Here is a 13,408-nt window from a genome sequence, read left to right on the forward strand (position 1 = left end):
GATGAAAGTATTAGTGATTGGCAACGGCGGGCGCGAGCACGCGCTGGCCTGGAAAGCGGCGCAGTCGCCGCTGGTCGATACCGTTTTTGTTGCACCGGGTAACGCAGGCACCGCACTGGAACCCGCGCTGCAAAACGTGGCAATCGCGGTAACCGATATTCCGGCACTGCTGAGCTTTGCCCAGAACGAGAAGATCGATCTGACCATCGTTGGTCCGGAAGCGCCGCTGGTGATTGGCGTGGTCGATGCCTTCCGCGCCGCAGGCCTGAAAATTTTCGGCCCAACCGAAGGTGCTGCACAACTGGAAGGCTCCAAAGCCTTCACCAAAGACTTCCTCGCGCGTCATAACATCCCGACCGCGGAATATCAGAATTTCACCGAGATTGAGCCTGCGCTGGCCTATCTGCGTGAGAAAGGCGCGCCGATCGTCATCAAAGCTGACGGTCTGGCTGCCGGTAAAGGCGTTATCGTGGCGATGACGCTGATCGAGGCCGAAGCCGCCGTTCACGACATGCTGGCGGGTAACGCTTTTGGCGATGCAGGACATCGTATCGTTATCGAAGAGTTCCTCGACGGCGAAGAGGCGAGTTTTATCGTGATGGTCGACGGCGAGCACGTGCTGCCGATGGCCACCAGCCAGGACCACAAGCGCGTAGGTAACGGCGATACCGGCCCGAACACTGGCGGCATGGGCGCATACTCACCGGCCCCGGTGGTGACCGATGAAGTCCACCAGCGCACCATGGAACGCATCATTTGGCCAACCGTGAAAGGCATGGCGGCGGAAGGTAACACCTATACCGGTTTCCTGTACGCGGGTCTGATGATCGACAAGCAAGGCAACCCGAAGGTTATCGAGTTCAACTGCCGCTTCGGCGATCCGGAAACCCAGCCGATCATGCTGCGCATGAAGTCGGACCTGGTGGATCTTTGCCTGGCCGCCTGCGACGGCAAGCTGGATGAGAAAACCTCTGAGTGGGATGAACGCGCCTCGCTGGGTGTGGTCATTGCCGCCGGAGGTTATCCGGGCAACTACAACACCGGCGATGAGATCCACGGCCTGCCGCTGGAATCTTCAACGGAGGGTAAGGTCTTCCACGCTGGCACCAAACTCGCTGACGACGACCGAGTGCTGACCAGCGGCGGCCGTGTGCTGTGCGCCACCGCCCTGGGTCATACTGTGGCTGAAGCGCAGCAACGCGCTTACGCCCTGATGACCGACATCCGCTGGGACGGCAGCTTCAGCCGTAACGACATCGGCTGGCGCGCCATCGAGCGTGAGCAAAACTAACGGCTGAGCTTAGCCAGCAGCGTTTTGCGCGTAATACCTAACTGACGGGCGGCTTCGGTTTTGTTGCCGCCCGTTTTTTCCAGCGCCGCCAGAATCACCTCTTTTTCAACATCCACCAGCGGTTGGATCTCGCCACTGAATTCCGTTTTTATTGGCGTTGCGGCAATCGCCAACGGCAACTCGCGTTCGGAAATATATTCCCCCGTTAACAGCACCACTGAACGCTCAATCGCATTTTCCAGCTCACGAATATTGCCCGGCCAGTCATAGTGGATCAGCAGATCCATCGCCTGCGGAGTAAAGCCTTTCACCGCTTTTCGGTTACGCGCGGCAAAACGCTGGAGAAAATGTTCGGCCAGCAGCGGAATATCTTCCCGACGCTGACACAGTGCTGGCATTTCAATGGTGACGACGTTCAGGCGATAGTAGAGATCCTGGCGAAAGCGCCCGGCGCTGACCTCCTCGGCCAGATTACGATGCGTGGCGGCGATCAGCCGGACATCAACCGCAATAGTCTGGTTGCTGCCAACCCGCTGCACTTCGCGCTCCTGGATAGCCCGCAGCAGACGCACCTGCATCAGCGGTGAGATATCGCCAATTTCATCAAGAAATAACGTGCCGCCATCGGCTTCGACAAAACGCCCTTCCCGGCGTTTATCCGCCCCGGTAAACGCGCCTTTCTCGTGGCCAAAAAGTTCGGACTCCAGCAGCGATTCATTAAGCGCCGCGCAGTTGAGCGTCACCAGCGGCTTATCGCAGCGGGCGCTGCTGGCATGTAGCGCCCGGGCCACCAGCTCTTTCCCCGTGCCGGAGTCTCCGTGAATAAGCACCGTTGCATCCGAAGGAGCAACCATCGCAATTTCGTTGAGCAACTGCTGCATCGCCGGACTGCGGCCAATCATGCCAAACTGTACCGCCGACGCCGATGGCAGTTCAGCGCCCGTTTCCCGGGTATGCGCCAGCGCCTTTTCCAGCGTCTCCTGCAGACGGTCAAAATCCAGCGGCTTGATTAAGTAGTCCAGCGCCCCGGTTTTTAGCGCCTCAACGGCAGTCTCCACGCTGGAGAACGCCGTCATGATTAACACTGGAATCGCTGGATTCAGCGTTTTAATCTCTTTCAGCGTTGCGATGCCGTCCATCTCCGCCATGCGCACATCACACAGCACTAAATCAAATACGCGTTCGCGCACCTGTTCCAGCGCCGCTCGCCCGCTATAGGCCAGCGCGACCTCATAACCCCAGCCGCGCAGCAACGCCTGTAAAATGGTGCAGTGGCTGATATCGTCATCGACCACCAGAATATTGATTTTTCCGCGCGTCATCCTTGTTGATCCTGTTGTTTCGCTTTGGTCGGCAGCCAAAGGGTAAAGGTCGCGCCTTTGCCCTCAACGCTTGCCACCTGAATGGTACCACCGTGTTGTTCGACTATGTTCTGCACAACCGCCAGCCCGAGACCGGTTCCGTCAGCTTTAGTCGTGAAGTAAGGCGTAAAAATGGCCTCCAGTTGTTCCGCTGCAATCCCTTTCCCGCTATCGGTCACCACGATTTTAACGCGATCGGCGCTGCTTTCACTCGCTTCAACCGTAATCGTGCCCTGATGCCCAATCGCATGAATGGCGTTCAGATACAGGTTCAACAAAACCTGAGTCAGTCGGTCAGGATCGGCCTGAATCGCGGGCAACGTGGAACTGGCCGAAAACTGTAGCTGGATTTCCCGGCTTGCCGCATCCTGACTCACCAGGTGTAATGAGTGGGTGATGACCTCATTAAGATCCACCTGTTGCAACGTCAGATGCGCAGGTTTCACCAGCTCCAGCAGCTCGCTCACTACCCGATTTAAACGATCCGCCTCTTTCGCCATCACCTGAGCCAGTTCGTGCGACTCGCCTCCTGCCGGTGTTCGTTCGGCAAAATACTTTGCTAAGCCTTTGATGGATGAAAGCGGGTTACGAATCTCATGCGCGACCCCAGCCGCCAGATGCCCAAGCGCCATCAGTTTTTCTTTACGCTTCATCGCGTCCTGCAGCTCTTTGTACGAGCGCTGATAGCGCTGATACCAGAAGAACGTCAGCACGGTGGCCAGCAGCACAGCCGCCAGCGCAAAGAGGACTATCAGAGTGTTACGCCACTCTCTTGCCTGAGTCGCGGCCAGATCGCTGGCATCAAAGGCGATAAATATGGTTTGCGCAGGCGTGATAAGCTTTCCGTCATTGCTGGCGCAGCGCGCCATGCCATGGCGTCCAGGACCATACATCGGCTGAAACTGGCGATAAATTTCCAGGGCCGGCGTTTTTTCGCCGTCCCTCGCTGGAATGTCAATATTTCGCCAGCTTTCTTGTTCCCCGGGACTAAGCTGTTGCAGGACATCCGGTGAATAGAGCGTTTTGCCGACCATTGAGGAATTGCTGTGAGTCATAATGACGCCATGCTCATCAACAACGGCAAACCAAAGCACACCGGGTTGTACGGCCATTTCCTCCAGGAGCGTCTGCTGTTGAGCATGATGCATACGCATTCCCATGCCTACGCGCGTACCAGACTCCAGAGCGCGGATCAGCACGCTGCCTTTTTCCAGTAACGTTTGTCGTGCGGCGCCGCTTTCCCGCCCATAGTCCCGAATGGTCATAATCGAAAACCAGCCGACCAAAATCAGGATCGACGCCAGCAAGAGTCGGCTCGCCCACCTGGCCGCCGTGTCCTTATAAAGACGCATACGCTCTCCCTTTACCCACCTGTTCCTTTCATCGTTGCCGGTATACAGCAGAAATCATGCCATTTTTTCTCCTTAAGAACCCTGCCCTCAGACACAAACAGCTGCAAGTAGCGGGTAAAAATGACCCGTTAGCGCGTTCTGGCGAGTCATTTTTACTCGCTTCTCTACAGAGACGACGAGTACAGCGCCCGCAGAGCTGGGATTGCCGCTTTGGCACGGAAGATGCAAACAGGCATGTAAGCTAACCAACAGGAGAACGAACCATGAAACGGAACAACAAACTGGCGCTGATTGCACTCTCTCTTATCGCACTGGGCTCGACCCCGGCGCTGGCGCAGAATCACTGGGGATATGGTGACGGAATGCAGCAACGGGGCGGTACGCCAATGACCGCTGAGCAGCAGGCTACCGCGCAGAAAATTTATGATGATTACTACTCACAAACTAGCGCATTGCGCCAACAGCTGACCTCCAAACGTTATGAGTACAACGCGTTGCTAACAGCCAGTTCGCCGGACACGGCAAAAATTAATGCCGTGGCAAAAGAGATGGAGGCGTTGAATCAGTCCCTTGACGAGCAACGCGTTAAACGCGATGTCGCAATGGCGCAGGCAGGCGTACCTCGCGGAGCGGGAATGGGTTACGGCGGATGCGGCGGTGGTGGTTACCATCGCGGCGGCGGCCATATGGGGATGGGCCACTGGTAACAGTATTGCCTGATGGCAGATTATCAGAAGGTTTTCTCTTTCGGTTGCCAGTGACAGAAGTCTTCGTTGGCGACCAGCAGGAGCTGCGATCCTTCGGGCGCTTCCAGCCATGCCACGCTCACCTCTACGGATGAATGGCTCTGGCGGCGCTCAATATGGTTTATCGCCCACGATTCAAGATCGGGCTTCAGCGTCTCACCTTCACAGGTTGTGACCGTGTTATTCGCATGCCAGCGTCCCTGACGCAATATCACCCGTCCCTGACGCAACGCATCGCTGGTCTGGCGGATTTGATCGGCACGGTAGCGGTAAAGCGCGATTTGATCGCTGGAAAGCTGCTGCTTAAGACCGTCGACCTCACGCTGCATGAAACTCAGTTCACCCCGGTCATCAAAGCGTATACGAACATGTTCCGGCGGTTTACTGTACACGTTGAGTTCTATCAGAGAGAGCGAGTCACCCTGCCAGCGGTATTCACTGGTGGTGGTGTCGCCTTTACGCCACGGACTAAATACCGAGAGCAAGTGAACATCGTCGCTGGAATCTTTACGCCAAATGCGTACTGCCCCCTGATCGCCAACATAGCCGCTGGCTGTGAACGGAGGAAGTTCAGAATGGCGACTGCAGGCAGACAGCAACAGAACACCTGAAAGCCACAGCGAATGACGCCAGATGGACAAAAGGGGCGAAACCGCCCCTTCGATAAAACTGTTCACTGCCACGCGAATTACTTAACCGCGTCTTTCAGTGCTTTACCAGAAACAAATGCCGGTACGTTAGCTGCGGCAATTTTGATTTCTTTACCGGTCTGCGGGTTGCGGCCAGTGCGCTCAGCACGGTGGTTCACTTTGAAGGTACCGAAACCAACCAGTTGTACAGCATCGCCTTCTTTCAGAGACTCAGTAATAGCAGCCAGAGTGGATTCCAGAGCAGCTTTAGCCTGTGTTTTAGACAGTTCTGCTTTGTCTGCAATTACATCAATCAGTTGAGTCTTGTTCATAAGTTATCCTTACAATGTGTTTATCGCTTGCTAAGCATCGAGTGCGACGGAAATGCCAGAAAAGCACTCTCCTGCATACACGCACCGATAGCCACTTTTTTTCGCCCCCCAAATGTAGACCAGACCGGGGGCGGATGGGAAGCCTTCAGGCACGACAAATCAGGCGTTAAATCACGTTTTGTGGTGTCATTGCTGAAAATTTATACCAATATTGCTCTCACCAGCCTCGCGCAGGTCTGCACGAAGCCCTTTTATCAGCTCAATATCGCGTTCTTCACAGTCGGCTAAAAGTCGGAAAATTTCCCACTGAATATCCCATTCTTGTTCAACAGCCGGGTTCTCTTTGAGCTCTTCATCGGTCATTTCGCGACCAGCCTGGGTCATTTCCAGCATCGCAACCGTCGTAATCGAAGCCTTACTAACTTCAATGGCATGCTCCAGCGTTTCACCGCTAAGACGCGAATGCATCAGTTCGCTTAATGCCACACACGCATCAATCGCCGGATAAACGCCGTACAGATCGTAATCATCTGCAGAAGGAATGGCCTCTTCAAACTTTTCCAGTTGGCTATCGAAATTGATTTTCGCGTCTTTAACCGTCAGCGCTTCCCAAATCAGATCCAGAATTCGGCGGTAAATCTGTCCATCGCCAAATTCAGTTTGCTTGCAGAACATGGCGTAGTTTGGGTACATGCGTTCGCACAGGCAGGCCATAAATGTGACGTGCTGCCAGCTTTCCAGCTTCTCCAGACGCAGGTGAATCGGATTTTGTAACATGATGAGTTCTCAAATACGGAAATTAGCGGCAGTTTACCCGATATGGGGCGTTTTTGCTGCAAGCCGCGTAAAAGCCGGGCGTTCGGATGCCACCGCATCTGCCCAGCGTGTTGGTTCCGGCAGACGATAGCCGTTCATACAGCGTTGCACCCACGCCAGCGCGCTGTCCATACTCACGCGGTGCCCCGTAGAGATAAACAGCGGATTACAGCGTGCTTTGCTGCGCCAGACCCATGCCAGCTGTTCGCCTTTATCCAGCAACGGGGCTAATGCTCCGGGTTCGGCGGCAAGCGGCTCAAACTTGCCGCACAGCCGCTTTTTCGCCACGCCGATCGTCGGGACATCCACCAGCAGGCCAAAATGGCTGGCCACACCCAGACGGCGCGGATGAGAGATACCATGACCGTCAACAAATAGCAGATCGGGCTTGTACGAGAGCAACTGCCAGGCGGCCATCAGCGCGGGGGTTTCGCGAAAGGAGAGAAAGCCAGGAATGTAGGGCATAGTGGTGGCGATTCGCGCCACCTTGTATTCAACCAGTTCCAGCGAGGGGTATTTCAGTAATACCATCGCGGCTCGCGTCACTTCGCCGCCCTGCTCAAACCCAACATCCGCCCCGCCGATCAGATCCGGCGGATCGTTCTTCAGGCGATCCTCGCGGATCACCGAAGAGGCCAGTTCAAGCTGCTGCGCGCGCAGCGACGCGAGATCCATAATAACTCCTTAGCGGTGGTATTGTTCGGACAGGCGATGCACCGCCTCCACAAACACCCCAGCATGTTCCGGCGGCACGTCCTGATGAATGCCGTGGCCCAGGTTAAAGACATGACCTTCACCGTGACCGAATCCGGCCAGAATCGTCGCAACCTCTTCTTCGATGCGGGCTGGCGGCGCATACAGCATGGACGGATCCATATTGCCCTGTAGCGCCACTTTATGACCAACACGACGACGCGCATCGGCAATATCGGTAGTCCAGTCGAGACCTAACGCATCACAGCCGGTTTCCGCCATCGCTTCCAGCCACTGACCGCCACCTTTGGTGAACAGCGTCACCGGTACGCGACGACCTTCGTTCTCACGCAGCAGGCCATCGACGATTTTGTGCATGTAGTACAGGGAGAACTGCTGATAGTCGCGACCGGTCAGCACGCCGCCCCAGGTATCGAAAATCATCACCGACTGCGCGCCCGCTTTGATCTGCGCGTTCAGGTACAGGGTGACGCTCTTCGCCAGCTTATCAAGCAGCAGATGCAGCGCTTTTGGATCGGCGTACATCATCTTTTTAATCACGGTGAAGGCCTTGCTGCTGCCGCCTTCGACCATATAGGTCGCCAGCGTCCACGGACTACCGGAGAAGCCGATCAGCGGTACTTCGCCTTTCAGTTCACGGCGAATAGTGCGCACCGCATTCATTACGTAACCCAAGCCATCTTCCGGGTCCGGGATCGGCAGTTTGTCGACATCAGCCTTGCTGGCGATCGGCGAGGTGAAGCGTGGGCCTTCTCCGGCTTCAAAGTACAGCCCAAGTCCCATCGCATCAGGAATCGTCAGGATATCCGAGAAGAGGATCGCGGCATCAAGTTTATAGCGACGTAGCGGCTGCAGCGTGACTTCGCAGGCCAGCTCGGCATTTTTGCACAGCGCCATAAAATCGCCCGCCTCGGCGCGCGTGGCTTTATATTCCGGCAGATAGCGGCCTGCCTGGCGCATCATCCATACCGGAGTGACATCAACGGGCTGGCGCAGCAGCGCACGCAGATAACGATCGTTCTTCAGTTCGGTCATTTTTGCAGTTCCTTATTGCGTCAGTCCATCAGTGTATCACCACTCGTTCTTTACTCGTACTCAGCCCGACACATTGCCACAGTGTCTTCAATCAATCGACGCGCGACGGTGCCTGGCGGGGGTAAAAGCGGTAAGTCGTCATAGCGATACCAGTTCGCTTCCAGCAGCTCTTTCGGGTCAATAACAATTTCGCCGCTATCATACTCCGCCATAAATGCGGTCATCAAAGACTGCGGGAACGGCCATGGCTGAGAAGTGACGTAGCGCAGATTTTTCACCTTAATGCCGCTCTCTTCCATGACTTCACGCGCCACCGCCTGTTCCAGGGTCTCGCCCACTTCAACAAAACCTGCCAGCACGGTATGCACGCCGTTACGATGGCGAACATGCTGGGCGAGCAGGATAGAGTCATCACGGCGAATGGCGACGATAATGCAGGGGGCAATTTGCGGGTAGTAGCGTTCGCGACAGTGGCTACACAGCATCGCCCATTCCGTTTTACTCGGGTGCATGGGATGACCACAGTAACCGCAGAATTTATGCGAACGGTAAAACTCGGCCAGCTGTACGCCGCGTCCGGCCAGTTGAAACAAGCCAACATCCTGGTCAATGATCTGGCGTACCGACCCCATATCGTGTCGACGCTGCTGCTGCACCAGCCAGACTGTTTCCCCTTCCCATTCGCCTATTGGTATGGCGCGCTGCCCGGTCAGATCAAAACGGGCTGCGTCGCCGTAAGGCAGTTCGCCATGAGGCAACCATAACTTTTGCTCATGACTGACAATCCACCAGCCGCTATCAAATTTTTCAATTATACGATCCATATCTCTTGCGCAACCTTTGCTTCACAGGCATGTTGTTTACATTATTTTTACATTTACGGGTGAGCAGTTCCTTAACACCATCTTGCGGAGTCAATCATGCTAAACCAGCTGGAAAGCCTGACGGAGCACGTCGGAGGAAGTAATAAACTGGTTGATCGCTGGCTACATGTACGTAAGCACCTGCTCGTGGCTTACTACAATCTGGTTGGCATTAAGCCTGGCAAAGAATCGTACATGCGACTCAATGAAAAAGCGCTGGATGATTTTTGTCAGAGCCTGGTCGATTACCTCTCCACCGGACACTTCAGTATTTATGAACGTATTCTCCATAAATTGGAAGGGAACGGGCAGCTTTTAAAAGCCACAAAAATTTGGCCGCTGCTGGAAGCCAATACGCAGCTGATCATGAACTACTATGATACCAGTCTGGAAACGGCGATTGATCATGATAACTTCCTTGAATTCCAACAGGTTTTATCAGATCTCGGCGAGGCGCTGGAAGCCCGTTTCGTGCTGGAAGATAAGCTGATCATGTTGGTATTTGACGCGATGCACGAGAGTAGTACTCTCAAACGTCATGCTTGAGATTTGCGGCATTAACGCGTAGCTTACATTCATTACCTCTTTACTGAGGTTACTTCTTGTCGGAGTGCTTATTTTCCACAACAGCATGAGTGGAAAAGGCTGAGACCGTTAATTCGGGATCCGCGGAACCTGATCAGGTTAAAACCTGCGAAGGGAACAAGAGTCAATCTGCAATAGCATCGCCTCCGGGCGAGCTTCTCTCTTGCTTCATCCGTCGTCTGACAAGCCATATCCTTACTTTTATCTGGAATGAGCTATGTCTGCCACTACTAAACCTTCACGCCGCGAACAGCGCGCTCAAGCCCAACATTTTATCGATACCCTGGAAGGGACCGCCTTTCCAAACTCAAAACGCATTTATATCACTGGTTCGCAGCCGGATATCCGCATTCCGATGCGCGAAATTCAGCTCAGCCCGACGCTGATTGGCGGTAGCAAAGACAACCCGCAGTTCGAAGAGAACGAAGCCGTGCCGGTGTACGACACCTCCGGGCCGTATGGCGATCCTGACGTGGCGATAAACGTCCAGCAGGGTCTGGCAAAACTGCGCCAGCCGTGGATTGTCGCGCGTAACGATAGCGAAGAATTAGACGTCCGTAGTTCCGCTTATACCAAAGAACGTCTGGCCGATGATGGTCTGGACGAGCTACGTTTCACTGGCCTGCTGACGCCAAAGCGCGCCAAAGCCGGTAAGCGAGTCACCCAACTGCATTACGCGCGCCAGGGGATAGTCACCCCGGAGATGGAATTTATCGCCATCCGCGAAAACATGGGCCGCGAGCGCATTCGTAGTGAAGTGCTGCGCCACCAGCATCCGGGGATGAGCTTTGGCGCGCGCCTGCCGGAAAACATTACGCCGGAATTCGTGCGTGATGAAGTCGCCGCGGGCCGCGCGATTATTCCTGCCAATATCAACCACCCGGAATCCGAGCCGATGATCATCGGTCGTAACTTCCTGGTAAAGGTTAACGCGAACATCGGCAACTCTGCCGTCACCTCCTCTATCGAAGAAGAGGTAGAAAAACTGGTGTGGTCAACGCGCTGGGGCGCAGACACAGTGATGGATCTCTCCACCGGCCGCTATATCCACGAAACCCGTGAGTGGATTTTGCGTAACAGTCCGGTACCGATCGGTACTGTACCGATCTACCAGGCGCTCGAGAAGGTCAACGGGATCGCCGAAGATCTCACCTGGGAAGCCTTCCGCGACACGCTGCTGGAGCAGGCTGAACAGGGCGTCGACTACTTCACCATTCACGCGGGCGTGCTGCTGCGCTACGTGCCAATGACCGCCAAACGCCTGACCGGCATTGTCTCACGCGGCGGTTCAATTATGGCGAAATGGTGCCTTTCTCATCACAAAGAGAACTTCCTGTTCGAACATTTCCGCGAGATTTGCGAAATCTGCGCCGCCTACGACGTCTCCTTGTCGCTGGGTGACGGCCTGCGCCCGGGTTCAATTCAGGATGCGAACGACGAAGCGCAGTTCTCCGAACTGCATACGCTGGGCGAGCTGACCAAAATCGCCTGGGAATACGACGTGCAGGTGATGATTGAAGGCCCGGGTCATGTACCCATGCATATGATCCAGCGCAACATGACCGAAGAGTTGGAGAGCTGCCACGAAGCACCGTTCTACACCTTAGGGCCATTGACCACTGACATCGCGCCGGGCTATGACCACTTCACTTCCGGGATCGGTGCGGCGATGATCGGCTGGTTTGGCTGCGCGATGCTATGCTACGTCACACCGAAAGAGCACCTCGGCCTGCCGAACAAAGAAGATGTGAAGCAAGGGCTGATTACCTACAAGATTGCCGCCCACGCCGCTGACTTAGCGAAAGGCCATCCGGGCGCGCAGATCCGCGATAACGCGATGTCGAAAGCGCGCTTCGAATTCCGCTGGGAAGACCAGTTTAACCTCGCGCTCGACCCGTTCACAGCCCGCGCCTACCACGATGAAACCCTGCCACAGGAGTCCGGCAAGGTTGCCCACTTCTGCTCCATGTGCGGACCGAAGTTCTGCTCGATGAAAATCAGCCAGGAGGTTCGCGACTACGCTGCGGCACAAACGATTGAAGTCGGCATGGCGGATATGTCGGAAAACTTCCGTGCCAAAGGCGGCGAAATCTACCTCAAAAAAGAGGAGGCGTAATGTACCAGCCTGATTTCCCAACCGTGCCGTTCCGCCTCGGGCTTTACCCAGTGGTGGACAGCGTGCAATGGATTGAACGCCTGCTGCAGGCAGGCGTGCGCACGATCCAACTGCGCATTAAAGATAAGCGTGATGAAGAGGTCGAAGCCGACGTCATGGCCGCCATTGAGCTGGGGCGTCGCTATGACGCCCGGCTGTTCATCAACGATTACTGGCGTCTGGCAATTAAGCACCGCGCTTACGGTGTGCATCTGGGCCAGGAAGATCTTGAAACCACTGACCTGAAAGCGATTCAAACGGCGGGACTACGCCTGGGGGTGTCCACTCACGATGATATGGAGATAGACGTCGCGCTCGCCGCTAAACCTTCTTATATCGCGCTGGGTCATGTCTTCCCCACGCAAACCAAGCAGATGCCTTCCGCCCCGCAGGGGCTGACACAGTTGGCAAGTCATATTGAACGACTGGCGGATTACCCGACCGTCGCCATTGGCGGTATCAGCCTTGAGCGTGCCCCGGCAGTGCTGGCGACCGGTGTCGGGAGCATTGCCGTGGTCAGCGCGATTACTCAGGCGGCTGACTGGCGTGAAGCCACGGGCCAGCTACTGGATATCGCGGGAGTGGGCGATGAATGACCGCGACTTTATGCGCTACAGCCGCCAGATCCTGCTCGGCGATATCGCCATTGAAGGCCAACAAAAGCTGCTCGATAGCCATGTGCTGATTATCGGTTTAGGCGGGTTAGGTTCGCCTGCCGCGCTGTATCTGGCGGGAGCAGGCATCGGCAAACTGACGCTGGTAGACGATGACGATATTCATCTGAGCAATCTGCAGCGCCAGATCCTGTTTACCACTGATGATATCGCGCGTTCAAAATCTCAGGTTGCCCAGCAGCGCCTGACGCGGCTCAACCCGGATATCGAACTGGTATCGCTCCAGCAGCGACTGAAAGGCGATGCGCTCCGGCATGCGGTAGCACGTGCCGATGTGGTGCTCGACTGTACCGATAACATGGCCACGCGCCAGGAAATTAATGCCGCCTGCGTAACGCTCAACACACCGCTCATCACCGCCAGCGCCGTCGGCTTTGGCGGCCAACTGATGGTGCTCACGCCACCGTGGGAACAAGGCTGTTATCGCTGCCTGTGGCCAGATGATGTAGAGCCTGAACGCAACTGCCGTACCGCCGGTATCGTCGGACCGGTTGTTGGCGTGATGGGCACCTTGCAGGCGCTGGAAGCGATTAAATTACTCAGCGGTATTGAGATGCCCAGCGGAGAGCTACGCTTGTTTGACGGTAAAACCAGCCAGTGGCGCAGCCTCGCGCTACGACGTGCCAGCTGCTGCCCGGTATGCGGAGGGCAACATGCAGATTCAGTTCAATGATGAGCCGATGCAGTGCGCCGAAGGACAAACCGTCAGCAGCCTGCTCGCTACGCTTAATCAGCTTAAACCGGGCGCGGCGCTGGCGCTCAATCAGCAGATCCTGCCGCGCGAGCAGTGGGAGCAGCAAATCGTGCAGGAAGGCGACCAGATCCTGCTTTTTCAGGTTATTGCAGGGGGTTGAT

15 protein-coding genes and 1 riboswitch are annotated in these 13,408 nt (G+C 55.7%); of the genes, 7 read left to right on the forward strand and 8 right to left on the reverse strand.

The window, feature by feature from the left end:
• Window position 1: 1 nt before the first annotated feature.
• The gene (purD, locus tag WHR59_RS22495; protein WP_043018033.1) at window positions 2–1,291 is read left to right on the forward strand and encodes a phosphoribosylamine--glycine ligase; all 1,290 of its coding nucleotides are present in this window, start codon (window positions 2–4) and stop codon (window positions 1,289–1,291) included.
• Here purD and zraR read toward each other — a convergent pair.
• Both zraR and zraS read right to left on the reverse strand, forming a co-directional pair.
• Window positions 1,288–2,613: a sigma-54-dependent response regulator transcription factor ZraR gene (gene zraR, locus WHR59_RS22500; RefSeq protein WP_047407307.1), complete on the reverse strand. Its 1,326-nt coding sequence runs from the start codon at window positions 2,611–2,613 to the stop codon at window positions 1,288–1,290. The two genes, purD and zraR, sit on opposite strands and share 4 nt — an antisense overlap.
• Window positions 2,610–4,004, reverse strand: coding sequence for a two-component system sensor histidine kinase ZraS (gene zraS / locus WHR59_RS22505; protein WP_047407310.1), 1,395 nt, complete (start codon window positions 4,002–4,004; stop codon window positions 2,610–2,612). The genes zraR and zraS overlap by 4 nt, the downstream gene beginning before the upstream one ends.
• Before the next feature lie 263 nt (window positions 4,005–4,267).
• On the opposite strand from zraS, the gene zraP reads away from it, so the two are divergent.
• Complete coding sequence (gene zraP / locus WHR59_RS22510) at window positions 4,268–4,711, forward strand: zinc resistance sensor/chaperone ZraP (protein WP_080625874.1); 444 nt, start codon at window positions 4,268–4,270, stop codon at window positions 4,709–4,711.
• Between the two features lie 23 nt (window positions 4,712–4,734).
• Here the strand turns inward: zraP and WHR59_RS22515 are convergent, their stop codons facing one another.
• The 6 genes from WHR59_RS22515 to nudC form a co-directional block, all read right to left on the reverse strand.
• Window positions 4,735–5,427, reverse strand: a complete 693-nt coding sequence (locus tag WHR59_RS22515; protein WP_100194901.1) for a DUF1481 domain-containing protein — start codon at window positions 5,425–5,427, stop codon at window positions 4,735–4,737.
• 11 nt (window positions 5,428–5,438) lie between these two features.
• Window positions 5,439–5,711, reverse strand: coding sequence for a nucleoid-associated protein HU-alpha (gene hupA, locus WHR59_RS22520; protein WP_001044509.1), 273 nt, complete (start codon window positions 5,709–5,711; stop codon window positions 5,439–5,441).
• Window positions 5,712–5,897: 186 nt separating this feature from the next.
• Window positions 5,898–6,488, reverse strand: a complete 591-nt coding sequence (locus WHR59_RS22525; protein ID WP_003842015.1) for a YjaG family protein — start codon at window positions 6,486–6,488, stop codon at window positions 5,898–5,900.
• 33 nt (window positions 6,489–6,521) lie between these two features.
• Window positions 6,522–7,202 carry a deoxyribonuclease V gene (gene nfi, locus WHR59_RS22530; RefSeq protein WP_047407329.1) on the reverse strand — a complete coding sequence of 227 codons (681 nt, stop codon included), beginning with the start codon at window positions 7,200–7,202 and terminating at the stop codon, window positions 6,522–6,524.
• A gap of 9 nt (window positions 7,203–7,211) precedes the next feature.
• Window positions 7,212–8,276, reverse strand: coding sequence for a uroporphyrinogen decarboxylase (gene hemE, locus WHR59_RS22535; RefSeq protein WP_043018028.1), 1,065 nt, complete (start codon window positions 8,274–8,276; stop codon window positions 7,212–7,214).
• A 50-nt stretch (window positions 8,277–8,326) separates the two neighbouring features.
• Window positions 8,327–9,100, reverse strand: coding sequence for an NAD(+) diphosphatase (gene nudC, locus WHR59_RS22540; protein ID WP_087050387.1), 774 nt, complete (start codon window positions 9,098–9,100; stop codon window positions 8,327–8,329).
• A 96-nt stretch (window positions 9,101–9,196) separates the two neighbouring features.
• Here nudC and WHR59_RS22545 point away from each other — a divergent pair, with 96 nt between their 5' ends.
• From WHR59_RS22545 to thiS, 5 genes are all read left to right on the forward strand, one after another.
• The gene (locus WHR59_RS22545) at window positions 9,197–9,685 is read left to right on the forward strand and encodes an Rsd/AlgQ family anti-sigma factor (protein WP_043018026.1); all 489 of its coding nucleotides are present in this window, start codon (window positions 9,197–9,199) and stop codon (window positions 9,683–9,685) included.
• 50 nt (window positions 9,686–9,735) lie between these two features.
• Window positions 9,736–9,858, forward strand: a riboswitch (TPP riboswitch).
• A gap of 83 nt (window positions 9,859–9,941) precedes the next feature.
• Entirely contained in the window at window positions 9,942–11,840 is a 1,899-nt protein-coding gene (gene thiC, locus WHR59_RS22550; protein ID WP_043018025.1) for a phosphomethylpyrimidine synthase ThiC, read from the forward strand.
• On the forward strand, window positions 11,840–12,475 hold the full coding sequence (thiE, locus tag WHR59_RS22555) for a thiamine phosphate synthase (RefSeq protein WP_080625875.1): 636 nt from the start codon (window positions 11,840–11,842) through the stop codon (window positions 12,473–12,475). The genes thiC and thiE overlap by 1 nt, the downstream gene beginning before the upstream one ends.
• The gene (locus WHR59_RS22560) at window positions 12,468–13,226 is read left to right on the forward strand and encodes a HesA/MoeB/ThiF family protein (RefSeq protein ID WP_199995255.1); all 759 of its coding nucleotides are present in this window, start codon (window positions 12,468–12,470) and stop codon (window positions 13,224–13,226) included. Before thiE ends, WHR59_RS22560 begins: the two co-directional genes overlap by 8 nt.
• Window positions 13,207–13,407, forward strand: coding sequence for a sulfur carrier protein ThiS (gene thiS, locus WHR59_RS22565; protein ID WP_001583973.1), 201 nt, complete (start codon window positions 13,207–13,209; stop codon window positions 13,405–13,407). Before WHR59_RS22560 ends, thiS begins: the two co-directional genes overlap by 20 nt.
• Window position 13,408 lies beyond the last annotated feature (1 nt).

The organism is Citrobacter europaeus (genome assembly GCF_037482245.1).
GTDB lineage: Bacteria > Pseudomonadota > Gammaproteobacteria > Enterobacterales > Enterobacteriaceae > Citrobacter > Citrobacter europaeus.

Bases quoted from the DNA above. Each gene is read 5' to 3' on its own strand.
- purD (WP_043018033.1), top strand. From the start codon at position 2: ATGAAAGTATTAGTGATTGGCAACGGCGGGCGCGAGCACGCGCTGGCC.
- zraR (WP_047407307.1), bottom strand. From the start codon at position 2,613: ATGACGCGCGGAAAAATCAATATTCTGGTGGTCGATGACGATATCAGC.
- zraS (WP_047407310.1), bottom strand. From the start codon at position 4,004: ATGCGTCTTTATAAGGACACGGCGGCCAGGTGGGCGAGCCGACTCTTG.
- zraP (WP_080625874.1), top strand. From the start codon at position 4,268: ATGAAACGGAACAACAAACTGGCGCTGATTGCACTCTCTCTTATCGCA.
- hupA (WP_001044509.1), bottom strand. From the start codon at position 5,711: ATGAACAAGACTCAACTGATTGATGTAATTGCAGACAAAGCAGAACTG.
- WHR59_RS22525 (WP_003842015.1), bottom strand. From the start codon at position 6,488: ATGTTACAAAATCCGATTCACCTGCGTCTGGAGAAGCTGGAAAGCTGG.
- nfi (WP_047407329.1), bottom strand. From the start codon at position 7,202: ATGGATCTCGCGTCGCTGCGCGCGCAGCAGCTTGAACTGGCCTCTTCG.
- hemE (WP_043018028.1), bottom strand. From the start codon at position 8,276: ATGACCGAACTGAAGAACGATCGTTATCTGCGTGCGCTGCTGCGCCAG.
- nudC (WP_087050387.1), bottom strand. From the start codon at position 9,100: ATGGATCGTATAATTGAAAAATTTGATAGCGGCTGGTGGATTGTCAGT.
- WHR59_RS22545 (WP_043018026.1), top strand. From the start codon at position 9,197: ATGCTAAACCAGCTGGAAAGCCTGACGGAGCACGTCGGAGGAAGTAAT.
- thiC (WP_043018025.1), top strand. From the start codon at position 9,942: ATGTCTGCCACTACTAAACCTTCACGCCGCGAACAGCGCGCTCAAGCC.
- thiE (WP_080625875.1), top strand. From the start codon at position 11,840: ATGTACCAGCCTGATTTCCCAACCGTGCCGTTCCGCCTCGGGCTTTAC.
- WHR59_RS22560 (WP_199995255.1), top strand. From the start codon at position 12,468: ATGAATGACCGCGACTTTATGCGCTACAGCCGCCAGATCCTGCTCGGC.
- thiS (WP_001583973.1), top strand. From the start codon at position 13,207: ATGCAGATTCAGTTCAATGATGAGCCGATGCAGTGCGCCGAAGGACAA.